The organism is Sphingobium cloacae, assembly GCF_002355855.1.
GTDB lineage: Bacteria > Pseudomonadota > Alphaproteobacteria > Sphingomonadales > Sphingomonadaceae > Sphingobium > Sphingobium cloacae.
On sequence record NZ_AP017655.1, the window covers coordinates 3,075,247 to 3,100,186 of the forward strand.

Annotated in this window: 21 protein-coding genes; 13 read left to right on the forward strand and 8 right to left on the reverse strand. The window is 67.3% G+C overall.

Annotation, left to right across the window (positions count from 1 at the left end):
* Positions 1 to 20: 20 nt before the first annotated feature.
* Complete coding sequence (locus SCLO_RS15055) at positions 21 to 1,322, forward strand: methyltransferase family protein (protein ID WP_066519947.1); 1,302 nt, start codon at positions 21 to 23, stop codon at positions 1,320 to 1,322.
* Between the two features lie 3 nt (positions 1,323 to 1,325).
* Here SCLO_RS15055 and SCLO_RS15060 read toward each other — a convergent pair whose 3' ends face one another.
* On the reverse strand, positions 1,326 to 2,699 hold the full coding sequence (locus SCLO_RS15060) for a glutamate--cysteine ligase (RefSeq protein WP_066519944.1): 1,374 nt from the start codon (positions 2,697 to 2,699) through the stop codon (positions 1,326 to 1,328).
* Positions 2,700 to 2,906: 207 nt separating this feature from the next.
* Here SCLO_RS15060 and SCLO_RS15065 point away from each other — a divergent pair, with 207 nt between their 5' ends.
* Together SCLO_RS15065 and SCLO_RS15070 are read left to right on the forward strand one after the other, a co-directional pair.
* Positions 2,907 to 3,257, forward strand: coding sequence for an ArsR/SmtB family transcription factor (locus tag SCLO_RS15065; RefSeq protein ID WP_066519942.1), 351 nt, complete (start codon positions 2,907 to 2,909; stop codon positions 3,255 to 3,257).
* A 119-nt stretch (positions 3,258 to 3,376) separates the two neighbouring features.
* Complete coding sequence (locus SCLO_RS15070) at positions 3,377 to 3,718, forward strand: SRPBCC domain-containing protein (protein ID WP_231923251.1); 342 nt, start codon at positions 3,377 to 3,379, stop codon at positions 3,716 to 3,718.
* A gap of 48 nt (positions 3,719 to 3,766) precedes the next feature.
* Here the strand turns inward: SCLO_RS15070 and SCLO_RS15075 are convergent, their stop codons facing one another.
* Positions 3,767 to 4,525 carry a 16S rRNA (uracil(1498)-N(3))-methyltransferase gene (locus SCLO_RS15075; protein ID WP_066520021.1) on the reverse strand — a complete coding sequence of 253 codons (759 nt, stop codon included), beginning with the start codon at positions 4,523 to 4,525 and terminating at the stop codon, positions 3,767 to 3,769.
* Between the two features lie 96 nt (positions 4,526 to 4,621).
* Here SCLO_RS15075 and ubiA point away from each other — a divergent pair, with 96 nt between their 5' ends.
* Positions 4,622 to 5,536 (forward strand): 4-hydroxybenzoate octaprenyltransferase, encoded by a 915-nt coding sequence (gene ubiA / locus SCLO_RS15080; protein WP_066519940.1) that lies wholly within the window; start codon positions 4,622 to 4,624, stop codon positions 5,534 to 5,536.
* Positions 5,533 to 6,990 (forward strand): phospholipase D-like domain-containing protein, encoded by a 1,458-nt coding sequence (locus SCLO_RS15085; RefSeq protein ID WP_066519937.1) that lies wholly within the window; start codon positions 5,533 to 5,535, stop codon positions 6,988 to 6,990. The genes ubiA and SCLO_RS15085 overlap by 4 nt, the downstream gene beginning before the upstream one ends.
* Before the next feature lie 108 nt (positions 6,991 to 7,098).
* Here SCLO_RS15085 and SCLO_RS15090 read toward each other — a convergent pair whose 3' ends face one another.
* From SCLO_RS15090 to SCLO_RS15105, 4 genes are all read right to left on the reverse strand, one after another.
* A complete protein-coding gene (locus SCLO_RS15090) occupies positions 7,099 to 10,542 on the reverse strand; it encodes a chromosome segregation SMC family protein (RefSeq protein ID WP_066519934.1) in 3,444 nt (1,147 codons plus the stop codon).
* A gap of 65 nt (positions 10,543 to 10,607) precedes the next feature.
* Positions 10,608 to 11,342, reverse strand: a complete 735-nt coding sequence (locus SCLO_RS15095; protein WP_066519927.1) for a thioredoxin domain-containing protein — start codon at positions 11,340 to 11,342, stop codon at positions 10,608 to 10,610.
* A 50-nt stretch (positions 11,343 to 11,392) separates the two neighbouring features.
* Positions 11,393 to 12,070, reverse strand: coding sequence for a DsbA family protein (locus SCLO_RS15100; protein ID WP_407695309.1), 678 nt, complete (start codon positions 12,068 to 12,070; stop codon positions 11,393 to 11,395).
* A gap of 32 nt (positions 12,071 to 12,102) precedes the next feature.
* Positions 12,103 to 12,645: a DUF721 domain-containing protein gene (locus SCLO_RS15105; protein WP_066519925.1), complete on the reverse strand. Its 543-nt coding sequence runs from the start codon at positions 12,643 to 12,645 to the stop codon at positions 12,103 to 12,105.
* 26 nt (positions 12,646 to 12,671) lie between these two features.
* Here SCLO_RS15105 and mutY point away from each other — a divergent pair, with 26 nt between their 5' ends.
* The 4 genes from mutY to SCLO_RS15125 are packed head-to-tail and all read left to right on the forward strand — an operon-like array spanning position 12,672 to position 16,827.
* Positions 12,672 to 13,745: an A/G-specific adenine glycosylase gene (gene mutY, locus SCLO_RS15110; RefSeq protein ID WP_066519918.1), complete on the forward strand. Its 1,074-nt coding sequence runs from the start codon at positions 12,672 to 12,674 to the stop codon at positions 13,743 to 13,745.
* A complete protein-coding gene (gene nudC, locus SCLO_RS15115) occupies positions 13,735 to 14,640 on the forward strand; it encodes an NAD(+) diphosphatase (RefSeq protein ID WP_066519906.1) in 906 nt (301 codons plus the stop codon). The genes mutY and nudC overlap by 11 nt, the downstream gene beginning before the upstream one ends.
* Before the next feature lie 44 nt (positions 14,641 to 14,684).
* Positions 14,685 to 16,034: a TldD/PmbA family protein gene (locus SCLO_RS15120; protein WP_066519902.1), complete on the forward strand. Its 1,350-nt coding sequence runs from the start codon at positions 14,685 to 14,687 to the stop codon at positions 16,032 to 16,034.
* Position 16,035: 1 nt separating this feature from the next.
* Positions 16,036 to 16,827: an inositol monophosphatase family protein gene (locus tag SCLO_RS15125; protein ID WP_407695310.1), complete on the forward strand. Its 792-nt coding sequence runs from the start codon at positions 16,036 to 16,038 to the stop codon at positions 16,825 to 16,827.
* An 89-nt stretch (positions 16,828 to 16,916) separates the two neighbouring features.
* Here SCLO_RS15125 and SCLO_RS15130 read toward each other — a convergent pair whose 3' ends face one another.
* Positions 16,917 to 17,474, reverse strand: coding sequence for a hypothetical protein (locus tag SCLO_RS15130; RefSeq protein WP_066520016.1), 558 nt, complete (start codon positions 17,472 to 17,474; stop codon positions 16,917 to 16,919).
* An 87-nt stretch (positions 17,475 to 17,561) separates the two neighbouring features.
* Complete coding sequence (gene purD / locus SCLO_RS15135) at positions 17,562 to 18,845, reverse strand: phosphoribosylamine--glycine ligase (protein WP_066520005.1); 1,284 nt, start codon at positions 18,843 to 18,845, stop codon at positions 17,562 to 17,564.
* A gap of 7 nt (positions 18,846 to 18,852) precedes the next feature.
* Here purD and xseA point away from each other — a divergent pair, with 7 nt between their 5' ends.
* From xseA to SCLO_RS15155, 4 genes are all read left to right on the forward strand, one after another.
* Complete coding sequence (gene xseA / locus SCLO_RS15140; RefSeq protein ID WP_096362168.1) at positions 18,853 to 20,346, forward strand: exodeoxyribonuclease VII large subunit; 1,494 nt, start codon at positions 18,853 to 18,855, stop codon at positions 20,344 to 20,346.
* Between the two features lie 31 nt (positions 20,347 to 20,377).
* Entirely contained in the window at positions 20,378 to 20,590 is a 213-nt protein-coding gene (locus SCLO_RS15145) for a DUF2093 domain-containing protein (RefSeq protein ID WP_066520251.1), read from the forward strand.
* Entirely contained in the window at positions 20,587 to 21,438 is an 852-nt protein-coding gene (locus SCLO_RS15150) for a M23 family metallopeptidase (protein ID WP_066520253.1), read from the forward strand. Before SCLO_RS15145 ends, SCLO_RS15150 begins: the two co-directional genes overlap by 4 nt.
* 480 nt (positions 21,439 to 21,918) lie before the next feature.
* The gene (locus SCLO_RS15155; protein ID WP_231923252.1) at positions 21,919 to 24,918 is read left to right on the forward strand and encodes a TonB-dependent receptor domain-containing protein; all 3,000 of its coding nucleotides are present in this window, start codon (positions 21,919 to 21,921) and stop codon (positions 24,916 to 24,918) included.
* Positions 24,919 to 24,940 lie beyond the last annotated feature (22 nt).

A 24,940-nucleotide genomic window follows, 5' to 3' on the forward strand; every position in this document is an offset into this window, starting at 1 on the left:
TTTCCTTTAGGAGCGGCGGCATGAGCAAAACCGCCGATCCCCGCCCGAAATCCGCCGTCAGCCATGGAGTGGGCCTGGCCGGCATCGCCGGCCTTGGTCTCTGGACGCTGGTGGCGCGCCATTATGGCATGGACGGCCCCAATGCCGGTCTCGCCGCCGTGGTCGCCTGTGCCGTGCCGATGGTGCTGTGGTCGCTGATCGTGGACAAGGTGCACCGCAATGCGTCCACCGGCATCGACTGGAAGGGCGCCGCCCGCGCCTGGAGCGAAGTGCGCGACATCAGCCTGGTCAAGATCGCGGGGCTGTGGGCGACCTGGCTCGCCATCGCGATCTTCTATTGCGTGGCGCGCTGGTATTGGGACGGCAATTACCGTTTCGCGATGGAGCTGTTCATGGCCGCGGCGCCATGGCTGCTGGCCCTGTCCATTCCTTATGTCCTCCTGCTCGACCGGCGGCTGGTGGAACCGCGCGACGCCACCTACGCCTTTGGCCAATGGGTGATCGGCGGAGCGGCGGGGGCGCCCGACATGCATGAGGTCGCCAACCATGCGCGGGCCTGGGCAGTGAAGGGCTTCTTCCTCGCCTTCATGGTGTCCATCGTGCCGGGCAATTTCGCCAGCGTCGTGCAGTGGCGTCTCGACGAAGCCTTTTCCCATCCCGTCGCGCTGGCCGCTTTCCTGATCGCGGTCATGTTCATGATCGACGTGTGCATGGCCACGGTCGGCTACATGCTGACGATGAAACCGCTCGATTCCCACATCCGCACCGCCAATCCTTATCTCGCGGGCTGGGTCGCGGCGCTGATCTGCTATCCGCCCTTCGTGCTGATGGGCGGCGGCGGGCCGCTCGACTATCATGCGGGCGGCGCGGAATGGGATGTCTGGACGGAAGGGCTCCCGGCGCTGCAATGGATATTGGGCGGCTGGCTGGTGCTGCTGACGGGCATCTATGCCTGGGCGACGGTGGCGTTCGGCATCCGCTTTTCCAACCTCACCCATCGCGGCATATTGACGCACGGCCCCTATCGCTGGACGCGCCACCCGGCCTATCTTTCGAAGAACCTCTTCTGGTGGTTTTCCGCGCTGCCCTTCCTCGCGCTGTCGGGCAGCCTCACCGACATGGTGCGCAACTGCGCGTTGCTGGCGGCGACCAACGCCATCTATTTCTGGCGCGCGAAGACGGAGGAGAAGCATCTCTCCGCCGATCCCGATTACCGCGCCTATAGCGAATGGATGGAGCGCAACGCGCCCGTGCCCCGCTTCTTCGCCTGGCTCACGGGACGGAAAAAGCCGGTCGCGGGCGATCTCCAGCCGGCGGAATAAAGGTCAGAAGCTTTCCTCGGCATAGATGCGGCTGATGTCGCCGCCCCATTCGCCATGATAGCGTTCCAGCAGCCGCTCGGCATGGGTCCGTCCCGACGCCACGATCTCGTCCAGCGCGGAAAGATAGCCGGTTTCATTGTCGCCCGCCGCATTGAGCCGCCCGCGCGCCGCCAGCCCGCTCCGCGCTATGTCGAGCGCCTGTCCCGCAATGTCCCGCAGCTTGCGCCCGCCCGCGATCGGCGCGTCAAGGCCCAGCTTCGGCACGGAATCGCGCAGCGCCTGCCGCTCCTCCATGGTCCAGTCCTTGACCAGATCCCATGCGGCGTCGAGCGCCCCCTGATCGTAAAGCAACCCGACCCACAGGGCGGGCAGGGCGCAAATCCGCCCCCATGGCCCGCCGTCCGCGCCGCGCATCTCAAGAAAGCTCTTCATCCGCACTTCGGGGAAGGCGGTGGACAGATGATCCTCCCAATCCTTCTCCGTCGGCTTCTCGCCGGGCAGGGCGGGGAGCCTGCCTTCCAGGAAATCGCGGAAACTCTGCCCCGCCGCGTCGATATATTTCCCGTCGCGATAGACGAAGTACATCGGCACATCGAGCGCATAGTCGGCATAGCGTTCATAGCCGAAGCCATCCTCGAACACGAAGGGCAGCATACCGGTGCGGCCCGGATCGGTGTCCGACCAGATATGGCTGCGGTAGGAGAGGTATCCGTTGGGCTTCCCTTCCGTGAAGGGCGAATTGGCGAACAGCGCCGTCGCCAGCGGTTGCAGCGCGAGCGACACGCGGAACTTCTGCGCCATGTCCGCCTCGCTGCCATAGTCGAGGTTGGTCTGGATGGTGCAGGTCCGCAGCATCATGTCTAGGCCCAGCGACCCCACGCGCGGCATATGGCGCAGCATGATGCCATAGCGTCCCTTGGGCATGATGGGCAGCGCGTCGCGCGTCTTGTCCGGCCACATGCCAAGCCCCAGGAAACCCAGGCCCAGCATGTCGCCCACATATTTGACCTGCTCCAGATGGCGGCCGGTTTCCGCACAGGTCTGGTGCAGATTTTCCAGCGGCGCGCCCGAAAGCTCCAGCTGCCCCGCCGGTTCCAGGCTGATCGTGCCGTCCGGGCCGGAGAGCGCGATGATATTCTCCCCCTCATGGACCGGCTTCCAGTCATAGCGGGTGAGGCCGATCAGCAGCGTATGGATGCCGCCTTTCTCTTCATAGGAGGGCGCGTGATGGTCCTTCGTCGAATAGACGAATTTCTCATGCTCCGTGCCGATCCGCCAGCGATCCCTGGGCTTTTCGCCCTTGGCGAAGGCCGCGATCAATTGGTCGCGGCTTTCGATGACGGGATCGATCCCCCCCGAGTCTGTTCTGGTGCTCATGCCCCGCCTTACTGATTCCCCGCCGCGCGTCAAACAGCGACGGCGAAGGCGACAGATAGGGCGCTACGCCGAGGGCTTCAATCCCATTGCGGAATGAAACTGGAGCATGGGTCCGCTCCCGTCCCGCCGGATCATCCGCCGGTCTGCCGCGTCGATCCCTGTCTTTCAGCTTGTCCGATGGCGTGGTTTGCTGTATTAGTTCTCCATATGGAAAACTATCGGTCGCCTCTCGATGCAGCCTTTCATGCCCTCGCCGACCCGACCAGACGGGCGGTCATCAGCCGTCTCGCGAGGGGGGCTGCGCCGGTCAAGGAACTGGCGGCTCCCTTCGGCATGGGATTGCCGTCCTTCATGAAGCATCTCCGGGTGCTGGAGACGGACGGCCTGATCCGCACGGAAAAGGTTGGCCGCGTCCGCACCTGCCGGATCGATCCGGACAGGCTGGCGGCTGCCGGGGCCTGGCTTTCCGAGCAGCGCGCGCTTTGGCAGTCCAGCGCGGACCGGCTCGCCCATTATGTTGAAACCCGCATGTCAGGGAACACGGAAGATGACGGCTGAACGATCCGAACTGACCATTTCACGTTTCATCAAGGCGCCGCCGTCCATCGTCTGGAAGGCGTGGGAGCACGCCCGATCATCTGGCGAAATGGTGGATACCCGAACCCATGGAGTGCAAGGTGGTCAAGCTGGACCTGTGCCCCGGCGGCGGCTTTGAAACCCGGATGCGCGAGGATGGCGGGGAATTCCGGCCTCATGTCGAAGGATGTTTTCTGGAAATCCTTCCCGAAGCCCGGCTGGTTTTCACGACCGTCCTGACGGAAGGATGGCGGCCCGCCGAGCCGTGGCTGGCATTGACCGCCATCATCACTTTCGAGGCGGAAGGCGGCGGCACCCGATATTCGGCGCGCGTTCTTCACCGGAATGCCGCGGATTCGAAAAAGCATGAAGATATGGGCTTTCAGGAAGGGTGGGGAACCGCGATCGACCAGCTTGCGGCCTTCGTCGGGCGATCGTCCTGAACTGGAGTGCGCCTGGCGGTTCCATCCGGCCGGAAGATACTCCTGGATTCAGGATGAAGCAGGTGCCCAGTCTCCATTCAGCGCCATCCACGCCGATGTCGCGGCGATGGCCGCCGTCTCCGCGCGCAGGATGCGGGGGCCGAGCGATACCGGCACCGCCTTCGCCCCGCCGCGGATCGCCTCCCGCTCCGCCGGATCGAAGCCGCCCTCCGGCCCGATCAGGAACGCCGCCGGACCCGGATGCGCGCGCAGCGCCTCTTCCAGCGGCGCGCCGCCCGTCTCGTCGGCGAAGAACAGCCAGCGCTCCCCCGGCCAATCCTTCAGCAGCGCATCCAGCTTCACCATCCTTCCCAGTTCGGGGATCGCCGTCCGCCCGCATTGTTCCGCCGCCTCCACCAGATGCGCGCGCAGCCGGTCGAGGTTCAGCCTGTCCACCACCGCCCGCCGCGTCAGCACGGGTTGCAGCCTCGCCGCGCCCAGTTCGCAAGCCTTCTCCGCGATCAGGTCGATCCGCCCCTTCCTGACCGGTGCGCAGCACAGCCAGAAATCGGGCACGGACTCCAGCGGCTTCGTCTGTCTTTCGCACACCAGCATCAGATCGCGCTTGCGGATGTCCCGCGCCCGCGCCGCCCATTCGCCCGACCGCCCGTCGAACAGCAGCACCACATCCTCCGCCTTCACCCGCATCACGCCGATCAGATAATGCGCGGCATTGCCGTCCACCGGCACGGCTACCCCTTCGCCCAGCGGCGTGTCGACGAAGAGGCGGGGCGCGCTCTGCGGCGGCCAGGCGGGGGTTGCGGTCATGTGCGTCTCATCCATGGGCTGCGCGAAAGGTGCCTCCGCTTTTTCAGGAGCACTATGCGCTTCAATCCGAAACCGAAAGACTCTAATGCCGTCGCGATGAAGCAAGCACAGGTGGAACAGATCGTCCCCGACAGCGAAGCCCGCGGCCTTGTGTCGCGCCTGCCCGCCCTGCCGCGCGCGCTGGCGCTGCTGGCGCGGCTGGACCGGCCGATCGGCTGGTGGCTGCTCTTCTGGCCGGGCGCATGGGCGGTCGCGCTGGCGGGCGGCGCGCGCGAACGCTGGCCCCTCATCCTCTGGCTGCTGATCGGCGCCATCGCGATGCGCGGCGCGGGCTGCGTCTTCAACGATATCGTCGACCGCGACCTGGATCGCAAGGTCGCCCGCACCGCCGCCCGTCCGCTGGCGAGCGGCGCGGTATCGCTCAAGGCGGCATGGGCATGGCTCTTCGCCCTCTGCCTCGTCGGCCTCATCGTCCTGCTGCAACTGCGCCCTTATGCGCAGGTCGTGGCGCTGGCCTCGCTCGCCCTGGTCGCGGCCTATCCCTTCATGAAGCGGATCACCGGCTGGCCCCAGCTCTGGCTCGGCCTCGTCTTTTCCTGGGCCGCGCTGGTCGGGTGGAGCGAAGTCGCGGGCGCGCTCACCCTTCCGGGCCTGCTGCTGTACGCAGGCGCTATTTTCTGGGTCGTGGGCTATGATACCATCTACGCCTTGCAGGATCGGGAGGACGACGCGTTGATCGGCATAGGCTCCAGCGCCCTCTCCATGGGCCGTCATGTCCGCGGCGGCGTGACGCTCTGCTACCTCTTCGCGCTGGCCCTGTGGAGCGCCGCCATCTGGCAAATCCGCCCGCAGCTTCTGGCCCTGCTCGCGCTTCTCCCCATGGCCGCGCATCTCCTCTGGCAGACCGCCACATTGAAGGAGGACGGCGCGGACCCGCTCGTCAAATTCCGCTCCAACCGTTTCGCGGGGCTGCTGATGGTCCTTGCCTGCCTCGTGGTAGGCAGCGCATGAGCGCCCCGGTCGAAGGGCAGGATTGCTGGCGCATCGCCCGCGCCACCCAGGCCAGCGTCATCATCGACGCCGACGCCTATTTCCGCCACGCCCGCGCCGCGATGCTGAAGGCGAAGAAGCGGATCATGCTGATCGGCTGGGACTTCGACGCCCGCATCAGCCTGATCCGCGAAGAGGAGGCGAAGGACGGCGCGCCCGTCATCATCGGCGACTTCATCCGCTGGCTGGTGGAGCGCGAGCCCGGCCTCGAAATCTACCTGCTCCGCTGGGACACCGGCGCGATCAAGTCGATGTTGCGCCCGTCCAACCTGCTGACGACGCTGCGCTGGATGGCCCATCCCCGCATCACCGTGAAGCTCGACAGCCATCACCCGGCAGGCGCGTCCCATCACCAGAAGATCGTGGCGATCGACGATTGCTTCGCCTTCTGCGGCGGCATCGACATGACCGCCGACCGCTGGGACACCCGCCATCACCGCGACGACGATCCGGGCCGCAAGCATCCGGACGGCACCCCCTATGGCCCGTGGCACGACGCCACCACCGCGCTCAAGGGACCGGTCGCGGCGGCGCTGGGCGATCACGGCCGCGCGCGCTGGAAAGCGGCGGGCGGCGGCGACCTCCCGCCGGTCGAGGGCATCGACGATTGCTGGCCGGACGATCTGCCCGTCCAGTTCCGCGACGTGGATGTCGCCATCGCCCGAACCGCTCCGGAAATGGACGACCAGCCGGCGGTCAAGGAAATCGAACGGCTCTACGTCAACCAGATCGCGGCGGCGAAACGCCGCATCTATGCGGAAAGCCAATATTTCGCCTCCCGCCGCATCGCCGAAGCCATCGCCGCCCGCCTGGGCGATCCCGAAGGTCCCGAAATCGTCATCGTCAATCCGGAGCAGGCCGACGGCTGGCTGGAGCAGCAGGCGATGGACACCGCCCGCGCCCGCCTGTTCGAGGCGCTGAAGGCGCGCGACACCCATAACCGCCTGCGCCTCTACCATCCCTTCACCGCACGCGGCGAGCCGATCTATGTCCATGCCAAGATATTGATCGTGGACGACCGGCTGATCCGCGTCGGCTCCTCCAACATGAACAACCGCTCGCTGGGGCTGGACAGCGAATGCGACATGGCGATCGACACGGCGCTCCCCGGCAATGACGGGCATCGGGAAACGATCGCGGCGATCCGCGACGACCTGATCGCCGAGCATCTCGACCTGCCGAAAGAACGCGTCTCCGCCCTGATCGCCCAGCGCGGCCTGATCGCGGCGATAGAGGAACTGCGGACCAAGGCGGGCCGCACCCTGCGCCCCTATCGGACGCCCGATCTCAGCGATGTGCAGGAGTGGTTGGCCGACAATGAGGTGCTGGACCCGGAAAGCCCGGACGAGATGTTCGAGCCGGTGACGCAACGCGGCCTCTTCCGCCGCATCGAACATTGGGTGCGGCGCGACTGAACCATTCGCTTCTTCCGTTCGGGCCGAGCTTGTCGAAGCCCTCCACTGAGCGTGGCGAAGTCCTTCGACTTCGCTCAGCCCGAACGGGAAGAAATGGGTTCCGCCCGCTCATTCCGCCGCCAGCAGCGCCTCCGCCCCGCCCAGGCTGACCGACACCAGCCGGCTCACGCCGCGCTCCACCATGGTCACGCCGAACAGCCGGTGCATCCGCGCCATGGTGACGGCGTTATGCGTGACGATCAGGTAGCGGGTCCGCGTCTGCCGCACCATCGCGTCCAGCATGTCGCAGAAACGCTCCACATTCGCATCGTCCAGCGGCGCGTCCACCTCGTCCAGCACGCAGATCGGCGCGGGATTGGTGAGGAACAGGCCGAAGATCAGCGCCACCGCCGTCAACGCCTGCTCCCCGCCCGACAGCAGGGTTAGCGCCGACAGCCGCTTCCCCGGCGGCTGCGCCATGATCTCCAGCCCCGCCTCCAGCGGATCGTCGCTGTCGATCAGTTCCAGATGCGCCTGCCCGCCGTTGAACAGGGTCGTGAAAAGCTGCCGGAAATGCCCGTCCACCGCCTCGAACGCCGCGAGCAGCCTTTGCCGCCCTTCCCGATTGAGGCTGCCGATGGAACCGCGAAGCTGGTGGATGGCTTGGCTGAGTTCCGCGCTCTCGGCCCGGCTGGTGGCCTGCGTGGTCTCCAGTTCTTCCAGCTCCTGCGCCGCGACCAGATTGACCGGCCCGATTCGCTCGCGCTCGGCGGACAGGCGGTCATGTTCGGCCTGCTCGGTCTGGGCGATGCGGATGTCGGCGCTGGCAAAGCCCAGCCGCTCCGGCAGCAGGGGAGGGGGGCATTCGAAACGCTCGCCCGACAGGCGGTTGGTCTCGATCCGCCGCTCGTCCGCCGCCTCGGCCCGCGCCGCCGCCGTCGCCCGCGCCTCCCGCGCCGCCGCCAGCGTTTCGCCCGCCTCGCTCGCCTGCCGCTCGGCGGAGCGGAGCGCGGCCTCCGCCTCGACCTCCGACTTGCGCGCGGCGTCGGACGCTTCGGTCAGGGACGCTCCTTGTTCGGTGAGCGCCGCGACGGCCTGCTCCAGCCGCTCCGGTTCGTCCGCCATCTTCGCCTGTTCGGACGCCACATCCTCACCGCGCTTCGTCATGGCGGCGATCCGCTTGCCCGCTTCACCGGCGCGCGCGCGCCAGCCCTTCGCATCCGCTTCCGCCGCCGCCATGCGATCCCGGTCGCCGGTCAGCGCGCGCTCGGCCAGCGCCCGATCCGCCTGCAACTGGCTGACCGTCCCGCGCGCCTTCTCGCTCGCCTGCGAAAGACCGGCGACAAGGGCGCGGGTTTCCCCGCCATCGGGCATGGCCGCGCGCGCCGCCTGCGCCGCCTCCTGCTCCTGCGCCGCCGCCTCGCGATCCCGCCGCGCCGTCGCCAGCCGTTCCTCGATCCCCTCGCGCCGCCCGGCCAGCCGTTCCAGCGCCGTCCCGGCCTCGTCCGCCGCGCGCAGCGCCGTGCGCTGGCGCTGCTCCGCCTCGCCCAGCGCCGACCGCCCCGCCGCCAGAGCCTGCGAAGCCGCCTGTTCGCGCCCCTGCGCCTCGCCTTGATCGGCCCGCGCTTCTTCGACCGCTTGTTCCGCCGCCGGGCGCGCCGCCGCGATGGCTTCCAGCCGGTTGAGTCGGATCAGCCGCTCCGCCGCCGCCGCGCCGCCCTGCGTCGCGACATAGCCGTCCCAGCGCCGCAGCCTGCCCTCGCGCGTCACCAGCCGCTGCCCCACGGCCAAGGGCTGCCCCTCATCGCGTTCCGCCACCGCGACCTGCGCCAGCCGCCGCGCCAGTTCGGGCGGCGCCGTCACATGACCGGCCAGCGCTACGCAACCCGCGGGCAAGGCAGGATCGCCCGCCACCGCCACCGCGCCGCCCCAGAAACGAGGTCCGTCCGTCCCGATGGGCGCTTCCAGATCGTCGCCCAGCGCCGCCGCCAGCGCATGTTCATATCCGGGCGCGGCCTTCAACCGATCCAGCGCCCGGCTCTTGCCGCTCGCGCCGCTCTCCACCGCCCGTTTCAGCGCCGCCGCCTCGCTCTCCAGCGCCGCCAGAGCCGCCCGCGCGGAGGAAAGCGCCATATCCGCCTCCGCCCGCGCCTCGCTCGCGGCCTGCCGTTCCGCCTCGGCCTGCGCGATGGCCGCCTCCGCCGCCTCGCGATCCCGCCCCGCCTGCTCCTGCGCCGCGAGCGCCTCGGCCCGCTTGGCCTCCAGCGGCGCGGCGTCGGGCAGGGCGGCGGCTTCCGTCTCCAGCTTCGCGACCTCGCGCCCGGCGCGGTCCAGCCGCCCCTGCGCCGCCGCCAGAGCCGCCTCCGCCACCCTCAGTTCCGCCTGCTCGCCCGCCTGGCGGGCCATCGCCTTGGCAAGGTCCACCTCGGCATCGCGCGCGGCATCCTCCGCCCGGGCGATGCGCGTGGCGAAATCGGGGATCATCGCCTCCGTCTCGGCAATGCGGGTTTTGAGCGCTGCAACCTCCCCGGTCAGCCGGGCGATCGCCTCCGCCGCGTCATGGGCCAGCGTCCCCTCGCGCTCGCGGTCCTCCTCCAACTGCCGCGCCTGCGTGGCGAGGTCGTGCAGCCGCCGCACCACCCCGTCGCGCTCGCTCTTGAGGGCGTTGAGTTTATGCCCCGCCTCATTCGCCGCATCCCGCGTGGCCTGCGCGGCGGATCGCTTCTCCGCCAGCGCCGCCACCGCCGCCTGCGCATGGGCCGCTGCCGCCATCTGCGCTTCCTGCGCCGCCGCGACCGCGCCTTCCGCCTGCTTCGCCTCGGCCCGCGCGGCGTCGGCGCTGGCGCTCGCCTCGCGCCAGCGGGCGAAGATCACCCGCGCCTCGGCCACGCGGATCTGCTCCGACAGCCGGATATAGCGTTCCGCCGCCTTCGCCTGCCGCCGCAGGCTGTTGGCGCGGCTTTCCATGTCCGCCAATATCTCGTCCAGCCGGGCCAGATTGGCCTCCGCAGCGCGCAGCTTCTGCTCGGCATCCTTGCGCCGCACATGCAGCCCCGCGATCCCCGCCGCTTCCTCCAGCATGGCGCGGCGTTCCTGCGGACGCGCCGCGATGACGGCGGCGATCCGCCCCTGACTGACGAGGGCAGGGCTATGCGCCCCGGTCGCGGCGTCCGCGAAGATCAGCGCCACATCCTTGGCGCGCACATCCTTGCCGTTGGCGCGATAGGCGCTGCCCGCGCCGCGCTCGATCCGGCGGGTGACTTCCAGCTCCCCGTCCGCGCCCACATCGACGGCGGAGAACAGCTCGCCCTGTTCCTGCACGGTCAGCATCGACACTTCGGCGAAGTCGCGCTGCGGGCGGCTCGCCGTGCCAGCGAAGATCACGTCCTCCATGCCGCCGCCGCGCATGGACTTGGCGCTGGATTCGCCCATGACCCAGCGGATCGCTTCCAGCAGGTTGGACTTGCCGCAGCCATTGGGGCCGACGATCCCCGTCAGCCCCGGCTCGATCCGCAATTCCGTCGCGTCGACGAAGCTCTTGAAGCCCGACAGTTTGAGGCGCTTTATCTGCACGGCAACCCTCCGGGGCGGCAGGCCGCCCGGTCAGGCCGTGAGGAAAGAAGCCCCCCCGCCGCCAATCAGATCCCCGCTTCCTTCAGCTTGGGCTGCAACGATGCCCAGTTCGCCACATTGTCGACCAGCACCCCGTTGATGAGGAAGCTGGGCGTCCCTTCGATCTTATATTGCGCGCTGGCGGCCTGCACGCCCTTGGCCAGCTTTTCGGCATGGGCGGTGTCGGCGAGGCACTGCTTCGCCTGATCTTCCGAAATGCCGCGCTGCTTGGCGAAGTCCACAAGGCCCAGCGCCTGCGCCAGCCGTCCGAAACGCTGCGCGGGCGGCGCGCTCATCAACTGCTGATAGGCGCCGTCGCCCATCGCCTGCGTCTTTTCGAACATCGCATTCTGGTTGGCGAAGAACTGCTCGGCCAGCGGATAGAAGACGTCCTTGCCGCCGCATCCCGCCAGCAGCGCCGTCGAAACGTCGATCGGATCGCGCACGAAGGTGCGGAGCTCATAGCTCATCTTGCCGCTGTTCACCATGTTGCGGATCTCTTCCGATGCCTCGGCGGAGAAATCGCGGCAGTGCGAACAGGTGAAGGACGCGAACTCCACCAGCTTCAGCTTCGCGTTCGGGTTGCCCATGACGAAAGTGCCGTCGGGCGTCTCGTTGACCGTTTCGGCCCATGTCGTGCCCGCGGGCGCGGCGACGGCGGCGATGGGTTCGCCGGAAGGCTTGGCGCCCTCCTCGCCTTTGCCGCAGGCGGCCAGCGTCAGGGAAAGGGCGATAAGGGCAATGCCATGCAGGGCTTTCACGGGAGAGCGGCTCCGTTCCTATGGATCGATGATGTCGGGGATGGTCTAGATCAGGGCAATGCCGCCTGCAACCGCATCCAGTCGGACCCGTGCACCAGCGTGCCGTTGATGGTGAAGGCGGGAGTGCCGCCGATCTGCACCTTGTTCCATGCTTCCTCGGTCATCGCCAATATCTGCCTGGTCGCGGCGGGATCGTCGATGCAGGCGTCAAGCTGCGCCGGGGTGAAGCCCCGCTTGCCCATCAGCGCATAAAGGCCGGTCTTCTGCCCGATGTCGCGCAGCGCCGCCTTCTGCTCCGTGGGCTTGGCCGCGCCGTCCTTGTCATAGGCCATCAGCTTTTCCATCCAGGCTTGCTGGTTGGCGAACAGCGCCTCATGATTGCCGAAGAACCGTTTCGCCCCGCCGCATCGGGCGAGCAGCGCGGCGGTCAGGTCATATTTGTCGCGCACGGCGTTCCGCACCTCCACGCTGACCTTGCCGCCCTTCACATAGCGGTCGCGCAAGGGCTGGCTGGCCTCCTGCACGAAATGGGCGCAGTGGCCGCATGTGTAGCTCACATATTCGATCAGCTTGGTGGGCGCGGCGGGATTGCCCAGCACATGCCCGCCGATGGGCGACAGCGTGACATGGCTCACCCAGTTCGTCGCGGCGGGCGCTGCCATCGCGGCGGCGGGGACGGCGATCAGCGAAAGGGCGAGCAAGCGGATATTCTTCATGATGATGTCCATAGCGCCAGGCCTCCTGAATGGAGGCGGAACGATCAGCTGATCTTGGGCAAGCCGCTCGAATTGGCAAGCCCCTGTGCGAGCGATTCGAGCACGGCGCGCAATTCCGGGTCGCCGATGTCGCGCAGCGAATCGCCCAGTTCGACGGGCAGGGGTTTCAGGTTGCGCGGCGGCGGGCGGCGTTCCGGTTCGGTCGGGCGCACCTGGCCCTGCCTCATCGCCACCTTCGCCACGGCGTGATAGCCGAAGAAACGGTTCACCCGCTCGATGATGTCGGGCAGCACATGCTGCATCATCGGCGCATGGCCGCTCATCACGGTCAGTTGCAGCGTCCCGCCCGCCTTCTGCCCCGCTGGGAAGCGGATCGATTCGGGAACGGAGATGTCCGCATAATGCGGCCCCACTATCTCCGCCCAGCGCGTGACGACGCTCGACTGCACGAAGCCGAACTTGCGGAAGGCCGCGCGGCCGATGTCGGGCATCAGGTCCGCGATCTGCCGGGGGCCGCCGACGCGCGGACGCTCCGCCATCGGTTCGGCGCGGTTTTTCGCTTTGGGTGATGCGGGGCGTTCCGTCATGGCCCGCTTAATGGCATAGCGCCGCCATGCGCGTCGAGAGTGAACCCATGAAAATCGCCGAGGACCTTCTCGCGCATTACGGCGTCCATGCCCGCCGCCTGCCGTGGCGGGTGCCGCCCGGATCGAACGAGGCGGCCGATCCCTATCGCGTCTGGCTGTCCGAAGTCATGCTGCAACAGACCACCGTGGCCGCCGTCGCGCCCTATTTCGCGCGCTTCACGGATCGCTGGCCGACCGTGGCCGATCTCGCGGCGGCGGCGGACGGGGATGTGATGGCCGCATGGGCGGGGCTTGGCTATTATGCCCGCGCCCGCAACCTGCTCGCCTGCGCCCGCGCCGTCGCCCGCGATCATGGCGGCGTCTTCCCGGATACGGAGGACGCCCTGCGCGCCCTTCCCGGCGTCGGGGCCTACACCGCCGCCGCCGTCGCCGCCATCGCCTTCCGCCGCCGCGCCGTGGTGGTGGACGCCAATGTCGAGCGCGTCGTCGCCCGCCTCTTCGCCATCGCCACGCCGCTGCCCGCCGCCCGGACGGAAATCCGCGCCGCCGCCCACCGCATCACGCCGGACGCCCGCGCGGGCGACTTCGCGCAGGCGATGATGGACCTGGGCGCGACGATCTGCACGTCGCGCAGCCCCGCCTGCGGCATCTGCCCCTTGCGGCAGGATTGCGCCGCCTTCCGCACCGCCGATCCCGCCGCTTTCCCGGCCAAGGCCGCGAAGAAGGCCAGGCCCCATCGCCTCGGCCATGCCTGGTGGATCGAGCGGGATGACGGCCGCATCTGGCTCATCCGCCGCCCGGACAAGGGGATGCTGGGCGGAATGCGCGCCTTGCCGTCCTCCGACTGGAGCGTGACCGCGCCGCCCGCCGCGCCGCCGTTCCCCGCGCTCTGGACCGCGCTGGCCGATCCCGTCACCCATGTGTTCACCCATTTCTCGCTCGACCTCATGGTCCATGTCGCCCGCGTGGAGGGGGATTGCCTTCCGCCCGGCGAGGGGGAATGGTGGCCGCTCGACCGGCTGGACGAAGCCGGCCTGCCCACGCTTTTCCGCCGCGCGGCCGATGCGGCGATGAAGGAGAATATCCAGGATGCATGGTGAAAGACGCCTTCCCGGCTATGTCGGCAGCAGGCTGGACCGCGTGGACGAAATCCGTTCCAATCCCGATTTGCTGGCGAAGACCTTCGCCGATCCCGCCGCGCTCTGCGTGCTGCTCGACGGTCTCGATCCGGTGGTGGCGGACGGCGCGCTCGTCATGGAGCCATTGCCGCCGGGCGCGGCCATGGACGATTATGTCCTCCTCGGCGTCGATCCCGGCCACAGGCCGATCTTCGCCCGCCTGATCGACAGGGGGGAGGGCGGTTTCGCCGCGTCCGGCCGCAGCCGCGCCGTGGTGGACATGGTATCGCCGGACGAAGCCGCGCTCTATGCCGGGGCGCGCAGCCTCGTCGACTGGCACGCCCGCCACCGTTTCTGCGCGGCCTGCGGAGCCACGACCCGGCCCCATAAGGGCGGCTGGGCCCGTCAATGCGAAGGCTGCCGGGCGGAACATTTCCCCCGCGTCGATCCGGTCGTCATCATGCTGGCCGAACATAAGGGCCGCGTCCTCGTCGGCCGCCAGCATGCATGGCCCGCGGGCCGTTATTCCGCGCTCGCCGGTTTCGTCGAGCCGGGCGAAACCATCGAGGAAGCCGTCGCCCGCGAGCTGAAGGAGGAAGCGGGCGTCACCGTCCGCGACATCCGCTATCTCATGAGCCAGCCCTGGCCCTTTCCCTCGGCGCTGATGATCGCCTGCCTGGCGCAGGCCGACGACGACGCGCTCAAGCTGGACGAGACGGAGATCGAGGACGCCATCTGGTGCGACGCCGCGGGGGTCCGCGCCGCGCTGGACGGCCGGCTCGGCGCGCCTTTCATCGCGCCGCCGCCCATGGCCGTCGCCTGGCATCTGCTCGACCATTGGCTCGCCCAAGTTGCGCCCGCCGGGGCAAGCGCGTAAGGCCGCTCCTTCCAATCGTCATCTCTCAGGATTATCTCCCCTCCATGCTCAGCCTCGAAGAAGCCCAGTCGCGCGCGCAGGATCTGGTGACGGCCGCGCGCCGGGCGGGCGCGGATGCGGCGGACGCCATCTATGCCTGCAACGCCTCGACCACCGTCTCGGTGCGCCTGGGCGAACTGGAGGATGTGGAACGCTCGGAGGGCGAGGAGATCGGCCTGCGCGTCTTCATCGGCCGGCGGTCCGCCAGCATCTCCGGATCGGACATGAACCCCGCGACGCTGGGCACGCTGGTCGACCGCTGCATCGCCATGGCCCGCGAAGCGCCCGAGGACCCCTATGCGGGCCTTGCCCCCGAAGACCGCCTGCTCCGCAAGCGCCCGCCCCATCTCGACCTCACCGACGATGAGGAGGAACCGGAACCCGCCGCCCTGCGCGAACGCGCCCTCACCGTGGAGGAAGCCGCCCGCACCGTCCCCGGCATCACCAACAGCGAAGGCGGCGGCGCGTCCCATGGGCGCAGCCAGGTCGCGCTCGCCACCAGCCACGGCTTTGCGGGGGCCTATGCCGGGACCAGCCATTCCACCTGGGCCAGCGTGCTCGCGGGCACCGGCGCGGACATGCAGCGCGACCATGCCAGCCACAGCGCCCGCCATCTCGAAGACCTCGACCATGCCGAGGAAGTCGGCCAGCGCGCCGGGCATCGCGCCGTCGCCCGCCTCAACCCCGTCCGCATCGAAAGCGGCGTCCTGCCCATCATCTTCGATCCGCGCATCGGCTCCAGCCTTGTCGGCCATCTGATCGGCGGCATCGTCGGCCCGGCCATCGCCCGCCGCTCCAGCTTCCTGCTCGACAGCCTGGGCGCGGCGCTGTTCGATTCGGCGGTCACCATCATCGACGATCCCCTGCGTCCGCGCGGCCTGCGCTCGCGCCCCTTCGACGGAGAGGGGCTTGCCGTGCATCGCAGCGCCCTGATCGAAGCGGGCGTGCTGACCGGCTGGCTGCTCGACAGCGCGTCGGCCCGCCAGCTTGGCCTGGAACCCACCGGCCATGCCAGCCGGGGCGGCAGCGGCGCGCCGGGCGCGGGCGTCTCCAACGTCCATATGGAGCCGGGCGTCCTCTCCCCCGGCGACCTGATGGCGGACGTAAAGCGCGGCCTCTACGTCACCGAACTGATCGGCATGGGCGTCAACGGCGTCACCGGCGACTATAGCCGGGGCGCGGCGGGCTTCCTGATCGAAAACGGCGCGGTGACGCAAGCCGTGTCGGAAATCACCATCGCGGGCAACCTCAAGGACATGTTCCGCGCCCTCACCCCGGCCAGCGACCTCAGCTACCGCTACGCCATCAACGTGCCCACCCTGCGCGTCGACGGGATGACCGTTGCCGGGGGCTGAGATGGACCTTCGGGCACTGGTGTCGGTCGTGTCCGAAGCGGCCGACCGGGCGCTGACGCTCTGGGCGGGCGGGCGGACGCAGGTGCGCCAGTGGGAAAAGGTGCCCGGCCACCCCGTCTGCGAAGCCGACATCGAACTCGACGCCATGCTGCGCGACAGTCTCTCCGCGCTCGATCCATCGGCGGGCTGGCTGTCGGAGGAGACCGCCGATACCGTCCACCGCCTCGGCCAGTCGCGCGTCTGGGTGGTCGATCCGATCGACGGCACGCGCGACTATCTGCGCGGGCGGCGCGGCTGGTGCGTCTCGGTCGCCCTGGTCGAGGACGGCGCGGTGCGCGCGGGCGTCCTCGCCGCGCCTGCCCGCAACGAACTCTGGGTCGCGCGGGCGGGCAGGGGAGCGACCCGCAACGGCGTCCGCCTCCAGGCAGGATCGCGTTCCGTGCTGGCCGGCGCGCGCGTCCCCGCCGATCAGCTGCCCCGCCCCGACCGCGATCTGGTCGCGGTGGAAAAGCCCAACAGCATCGCGCTGCGCATGGCGATGGTCGCCGCCGATGAAGCCGACCTCGTCGCCACGGTGCGCTGGGGCAATGAATGGGATGTGGCGGCCTCCGCCCTCATCGCGCAGGAAGCGGGCGCGACCGTCACCGATGCGCTGGGCGCGCCGCTTTCCTACAACCAGCCCCGGCCCGTCGCCTTCGGCCTGCTGTGCACCGCCCCGGGAATCCACGACGCGGCGGTGGAGCGCCTGCAACCCCGCGCGCGTGAGATATTGGGGCGGCAGTCAGGCGACTGAACGGCTCGCGCTTCTGAAAGCTCGCTTGAGGCAAGCCGGTCCGTGCTCCTGCGCAGGAGCACGGAGGCGTTGCCATTCAATAAGGCGGCTCAAATCTTCCCGTACTTCGCCTCGAACCCGGCCACGTCCCCGGCGGCGAGATATTTCGCCTGATCGATCCACTGGTCGCGCACCGGCCGCCCCCTGAAATTGCCGAGCCGGGCGTCGATCGCCGCGACGTCGGCGTCGGTCCACGCCGCGATCTGGGCGAAGCTGGTGACCCCCAGTTCGATCAGCAGCGCATTGAGCTTGGGGCCCACCCCCTTGAGCTTCAGCAGGTCGTCCGGCCCTTGCGGGGGCGAGGAGACCGCGGGCGAAGCGGGAACCGGCGCGGCCACGGCTGCGGGCTTCTCTTCCGCCGCGGGCGGGACGATGGCTTCGACATCGACCGGCACCATCGGCATGGCCGCGGCCGGCGCGGGCGCAGCCTCGGGGGGAGGGGGCGGTGGCGAAACCAGCGGCGCGGGCGGCTGCCCGGCCGGAGCGACCGGTGCGCGCTCGTCCGCCTGATCGGCTTTCCGCCTGCCCGACAGCAGGAACACCAGCCCGATGACGATCAACAGCCCGATCAGCAGCCACAGGCCATAGTCAATGAAGAATTCCTGCATCCCTTCCGTCTCCCACATCATCCCTTGGCCCTATTTAAGAGCAGCTTGCCGCGCGGGACAAGGGCGTTCGGGGATGGGCGGGACCGTTCATGCCGCCGCTTCCTCGCGCGCGACCTCCCGCCAGCCGATGTCGCGGCGGCAAAAGCCGGTGGGGAAATCGATGGCGTCCACCGCCGCATAGGCCGCTTTCCGCGCCTCCCGCACGCTCTGCCCGGTCGCCGTGACGTTCAGCACGCGCCCGCCGGTCGCGACGATCGCGCCGTCCTTTTCCGCCGTGCCCGCATGGAAAACCCGCGCGCCGCCCGCCTCCGCCGCATCGATCCCCGCGATGACGCCGCCCTTCTCCGGCGTCCCCGGATAGCCGTTCGCCGCCATCACGACGGTCAGCGCCGTGCGATCCGCCAGTTGCACCGGCCCCTGTCCGGCAAGCCTGCCTTCCGCCACCGCCAGCAGCAACTCCACCAGATCGCCGTCGAAGCGCATCATCAGCACCTGGCATTCCGGGTCGCCGAAGCGGGCATTATATTCGATCAGCTTCGGCCCCTCGTCGGTCAGCATCAGCCCCGCATAGAGCACGCCGGAATAAGGCGTGCCCTCGCTGGCCAGAGTCTCCACGGTCGGCCGCACGATCCGGTCGATCACCTGTTGCTCCAGTTCCGCCGTCAGCACCCGGGCGGGGCTGTAGGCCCCCATGCCGCCCGTATTCGGCCCGGTATCGCCATTGCCCACGCGCTTGTGATCCTGCGCGGAACCGAAGGGCAGGATGGCGCTCCCGTCCGTCAGCGCGAAGAAGCTCGCTTCCTCGCCCGTCATATACTCCTCCAGCACCACTTCCTCGCCCGCCGCGCCGAACGCGCCGGAAAACATGGTGTCGAGCGCCGCCAGCGCCTCCTCCCGCGTCTCCGCGATGATGACGCCCTTGCCCGCCGCCAGCCCGTCGGCCTTGATGACGACCGGCAGCGCGAAATCGTCGAGCGCCGCGATCGCGCCGTCCTTGCTCGTCACCCGCTCATAGGCGGCGGTGGGAATCCCCGCCCGCTTGCACAGATCCTTGGTGAAGCCCTTCGACCCCTCCAGTTGCGCCGCCTTCTTCCCCGGCCCGAACACCGGCGTCCCGGTGGCGCGCAGATTGTCGGCGAGGCCGTCGACCAGCGGCGCTTCCGGCCCGATCACCACCAGCCCGATGGAATGGCGGGTGCAGAAATCCACCACCGCGCGATGATCCGCCGCGTCGAGGTCGACCAATTGCGCGTGCTGGGCTATGCCCGGATTGCCCGGCGCGGCATAAAGGGTCTTGAGCCGCGGCGATTGCGCCAGCTTCCACGCCAGCGCATGTTCGCGGCCGCCGCCGCCAAGCAGAAGGATGTTCATGTCGCCCATGTCCCCGGATTACGATGCCTATGACAATTCGGGCCGCCTGTTAGCCGAGGAACGCGCCGGGGACAACGCGCCGCCGCTCACCGTCAGCGAATTGTCGGGCCTGCTCAAGCGCACGGTGGAGGACCGTTTCGGCCATGTCCGCCTGCGCGGTGAGATTTCCGGTTTCAAGCGCGCGGCGTCCGGCCATCTCTATCTCTGCCTGAAAGACGACAATGCCGTCATCGACGGGGTGATGTGGAAGGGCAGCGCCGCCCGCATCGCCTTCGCCGCGCAGGACGGGGTGGAGGTGATCGCGACGGGCAAGCTCACCACCTATCCCGGCCGCTCCAAATATCAGATCGTGATCGACCGGATGGAACTGGCCGGGGAAGGCGCACTCATGGCCCTCCTCGAAAAGCTGAAGGCGAAACTGGCGGCAGAGGGCCTGTTCGACCGAGACCGCAAGCGCCCGCTGCCCTTCATGCCCCGCACCATCGGCGTGGTCACGTCCCCCACCGGCGCGGTGATCCGCGACATCCTCCACCGCCTGTCGGACCGCTGCCCGACCGACGTTCTGCTCTGGCCGGTGCTGGTGCAGGGGGATGGCGCGGCGGCGCAGGTCGCCCGCGCCGTGCGCGGCTTTTCCGCCATGCCCGCTGATGGTCCGTTGCCCCGGCCCGATCTCGTCATCGTCGCGCGCGGCGGCGGCTCCATCGAGGATTTGTGGAGCTTCAACGAGGAGATCGTCGTCCGCGCCGTGGCGGAATGCTCCATCCCCGTCATTTCGGCGGTCGGCCACGAAACCGATACGACGCTCTGCGACTACGCCGCCGACATGCGCGCGCCCACGCCCACCGCCGCCGCCGAAATGGCCGTGCCGGTCCGCGCCGAACTGCTGGCGATGCTGCGCGAGCAGGGCGTCCGCATGGACCGCGCCGTCCGGCGCGGCGCGGCGCAGGCCCGCGAGCGGCTGGAAATGCAGGCGCGCCTGATGCCCACGCCCGACACGCTGCTCGCCCCCCAGCGCCAGCGGCTCGACCAGCTGTCCGACGCGCTCGCCAGCGGCCTGCGCCACCGCCTCGCCGACGCCCGCACGCATCTGAGCCAGGCGGGCGGCGCGCTCCGCCCCGCGCTTCTCCAGCAATATGTCAGCCGCGCCAGGGAGCGCGTGGACCGCCTGCGCCTGCGCCCCGATTATCTGACCCGCGCCCTGGCGGACCGCGCCACCGCCTTCGACCGCCTTTCCCGCCTGTTCGTCTCGCTCGATCCCGACCGCCCGCTCCAGCGCGGTTTCGCCCGCGTCATGGCGGGCGGCCACCTCGTCCGCGACACCGCCGCCGCCCGCGCCGCCGGTCAGGTCACGCTCCACTTCCGCGACGGAGAGGTGGACGCCACCGTCGAAGGCGCCCCGCCCCTTGAGAAGCCCGCTCCACCGGCTATATCGAATCCATCCCGCCCCGCGCACAAAAAGCGCGAAGAGGGCGAAATCCGGCAGCAGGACCTCTTCTCCTGATGCCCCGACCCGTTGGAGAGGCCGCCTCGAAATGCTGATGTCCAACCGCGACCGCGCCGCCCGGCTGCATTATATGCCCTACAGCTTCCGCGTGTTGCAGGCGGGCGATCATGTCGTCTGCGCGGTCACCGGCCGGAAGATCCCGCTGGAGGATTTGCGCTACTGGAGCATCGCCCGTCAGGAACCCTATGCCAGCGCCGAAGTCTCCGCCCGCGCCGAACTGAAGGCCCGCGGCGAAGGATGAAGCCCCTCCTCGCGGCCGCGATGCTGGCATGGGCCGCACCCGCCGCCGAGTCCGCCCCGCCTTCGCCGCCCGCCGCCAGCGCCACGTCCGACTTCCGCTTCAGCGGCGAAATGACGCAAGGCGGCGTGCTGCGCGGCACGGCCCCGGCGGGAATCGCCGACCTGCGCCTCGACGGCCAGCCTGTTCCGGTCGATAGGGACGGCCGCTTCCTCATCGCCTTCGACCGCGACGCCGCGCCCCAGGCCCGCCTCACCGCGCGCCTTGCCGATGGCCGCGTCATCGACCGCCCCCTCACGATCGCCCCGCGCGCCTGGCGTCTGGAGCGCATCAACGCGCCCCTGCGCCCGACGAAGAGCACCGAAGCCTTCATGGCGATCCGCAAGCCCGAACTGGAGCGCATCGCCGCCGCCCGCGCCACGGTGACGGACGCGCAGGGCTGGCGCCAGAGCTTCATCTGGCCGCGCCGGGGCCGCATCTCCGGCCTGTTCGGGGCGCAGCGCATCTATCAGGGCACGCCCGGCGCCTATCACAGCGGCGTCGATGTCGCGGGCGCGACCGGCGACCCGATCGTCGCGCCCGCCGACGGCGTGGTGATCCTGGCGGCGGACAAGCCCTTCACGCTGGAGGGTAACCTCCTGATGATCGACCATGGCCACGGCCTCAACAGCGCCTTCCTCCATTTGTCGCGCATCGACGTGAAGCCGGGCGACAAGGTACGCCAGGGCCAGGCCATCGGCGCCATCGGCGCCACCGGCCGCGCCACCGGCCCCCATCTTCACTGGAGCATGAAATGGAACGACGCCCGCATCGACCCGATGCTGCTGGCGGGGGTGATGGGGGGCGGGTGACGGAGAGCCAGGAAAGCCCCGTCCACCGTCTATGTCGCCCACCCGCTGAGTGACCCTGTGGCGCGTTGGCCCCTGTTCATGCCGTCTGTGCAGCCGCTTCGGGGTAAGACGTTACACAAAAGGAACTGTTCATTTTATTCGCGGAATGATCCTCTACTCAGGATAAATGCTATATTTACTGCGGGATGTTCCGGAGGCTTGAAATTTTCTTGCGTATACTCCTTCGTCCCCTGTGGCAACGTTTGTTGCATTTTTGATACAGTTCTTGGCAAAAACAGCGAATGACTATTCCCCTTACTTTACAGGGGCAGTCTCCCCGCGCAGTTTCTGCTGATCCGCACAGGGGGATTGCTGTCGGGCTCTAAGTCCCCTTGTCAGGTCATGAAGGCAGGTCATCTGCCGAACTCCAGAGCAAGGGACTGGATTGTGAAGACATTTTCCAAAAGGGCAGTTCTGCGCAGCAGCGCAGCTCCGCTTATCTTGATCGGATCGCTCGCATTCATCGGTGCGGCGGCGGCGCAGGATGCGCCTCAAGCCACCGCTGGCGAAAGCGAAGCCGTTGGGGAAACCATCATCGTCACGGGCTCGCGCATCGCGCGGCCTACGCTGGACTCGCCTATCCCCGTAACCACCATGACGGCGGCGGATTTGTCTCGCCGTGGCCAGACGAACATTGGCGACATACTGAACGACCTTCCATCGCTTCGTTCGACCTACAGCCAGTCGAACTCCACGCAATATATCGGAACGGCGGGCCTCAATTTTCTTGATCTTCGCGGACTTGGCGTTCCCCGGACGCTGGTTCTCGTGAATGGCCGACGGCATATCACTGCCTCTGAGGGCGATTTCCTCGTCGATACCAACACCATACCGACCGATCTGATCGATCGGGTGGACATCGTCACGGGCGGCAGTTCGGCGGTCTATGGCTCCGACGCGATGGCCGGCGTGGTCAACTTTGTCTTGAAGCGCGATTTCGAAGGTGTCAGCCTGAACGCCCAGTCCGGCATTTCTTCGCATGGCGACCGCGGCACCTATCGTTTGTCGGGCACATTTGGCCATAATTTCGCGGACGGTCGCGGGAATATTGCCGTGGCTCTCGATTATACGCAGGGCGACAAGCTGCTGTACACGGATCGTCCCGGGCTGACGGGGGCATTTTCCGGTCGCCGCCAGTTCCAGTTGGTGGATGATCCCCGCCTCGACAACACCATACCGGATCGCGAATTCCTGACGGGCGTGCGGAGCTTCGGCTATTCCAACGGTGGCTCGTTCATCGCTTATAATGGCAACAACACACGCAATTGCGCCAGCGCGGCTGGCTGCTTGCCCAACGGCTTCCCTCGTATATTCCTGTTCCAGCCGGATGGATCGCTGCGTGAATCCGCCTATGGGGTCGATTTCCGGCCAGTGGGTTCGGGCAACAATCAGGGCGGGGATGGCTCAACGCTGAATGATTCCGGGACGTTGCAGCCGGGATACAAGCGTTATGTCGCCAATCTGATGGCACGGTACGAGGTTTCCGATGCGTTCAAGCCTTTCATAGAGGCCAAGTTCGTCCGCGTGGATGCCTTCGCGCAAGGAACGCCGACCTTCTCGCAGGGCGGCGAACAGGGTCTGGGTGGGGATGGAAATCCTTATGATCCCACCAACTATCTGATCTACACGCCCATTTCGCTGGACAACGCCTATCTGACGCCTGCCGCGCGGGCGACGATTCAATCGCTGCTGCCCGCGGGCGCGACCTATTTCAACCTCAACCGCAACAATCTCGACCTCGGGACGCGGGATGAGAAAGATCGTCGCGACACCTTCCGCATTGTGGTCGGTGCCGAAGGCACATTCAACAATGACTGGCATTATGACATCAGCTTCAATTACGGGCATTTGAAAACCCGCTCGGCCTTCTACAATAACCGGATCGAGCAGAATTTCTACAATGCGATTGATGCGGTCTATAATGGCAATAACGAGATCGTGTGCCGTATCAATCAGGTGACGGTCACCGATCCGAACTGCCGTCCGCTCAATATTCTGGGTGAAGGGCGGGCTGATCGGGCTGCGCTCAACTATATCAACACGACCTCCTATCGTCGTGGCAAAGCGACCGAAATCGATATTTCGGCAAACCTTGTCGGCAATAGCTCTCAATGGTTCGAGCTTCCGGGCGGTCCGGTCCGCTTCGCACTGGGGGCGGAATATCGTCGGGAAAAGGCGTCCTATGCCTATGACGACCTGGTCTCGAGCGGCGCGACGTTCCTGAACGCGATCCCGGATTTCCGTCCGCCTTCCTTCGTGGTGAAGGAAGCCTATGGCGAAATCGATATCCCGCTGATCAAGGATATGCGTTTCGTCAACGAACTGTCGATCAACGGCGCAGCGCGGGTTGCGGACTACAAGGGCGCGATCGGCACGGTCTGGGCCTATAATTATGGCGGCATCTATTCACCGATCCCGGATATCAAATTCCGCGTGAACTATTCCCGGTCGGTGCGTGCGCCCACGCTGAGCGATCTCTATAATTCGCCGTCGCAGGATTATGCGTCGCTGAATGATCCCTGCGACGTGAACTTCATTAAAAAGGGTAAGGCGACGCGCGAAGCCAATTGCGCTGCGGCTGGCGTTCCCGCTAATTTCGAGAACCAGTTCACGCGCTCGGCCACGCTGGAAATCCTTTCTGGGGGTAATCCCGACCTCAAGGCGGAAAAGTCACGGAGCTGGACCTATGGCGTCATCCTCCAGCCTCGTTTCCTTCCCGGCCTGTCCGTCACGGCCGATTATTACGATATCAAGATCAAGAGCGTGATATCACCCGTCGATGCGCAGACCATTCTCGACGGCTGCTATGATGGTCCCGATCTCAACAACTCTTTCTGCGATCTTATTTTCCCGCGTAATCCAGACAGCACGTTCCAGTTGCCCGCGCTGTTGCAGACCAGTCTGAACTATTCCGCCAAACGGGCGAAGGGCTTGGACGTCGATGTCAATTATGACCATCGTTTCGATGTCGACAACCGCTTGCAGCTGCGTTTCGTAGGCAACTGGGTCAGGATGCGGAACGATTACCCCTATCTTGACGCGCCGGATCAGCCGGAACGGCTCAAGGGAGAACTGGGCGATCCGATCTATGCCTTCAACGTCTCGGCGGATTATACTTACAAGAACTTCACGCTGGGATATGAGATGCGGTATATTGGCCGCCAGTCGATCACCGATTGGGAAGCGCAACATACCACCTATGGCGTCCCTCCGCTCGATCCTTATTATGCTGACGTCGTTTATTATCCGTCCGTGACTTACCATAATATTCGCGCGTCGCTGGACGTCGACAAGCGGTTCACATTCTATGGTGGCATCGACAACCTGACCGACAAGAAGCCGCCTTATGGCATTCTGGGGACAGGCAGCATAGGCGATGGCGATGCCATTTATGATAATATCGGCCGTTTCATGTATATTGGTGTCAGAGCGAAACTCTGATCTTCTATCGAAACAAAAGAAA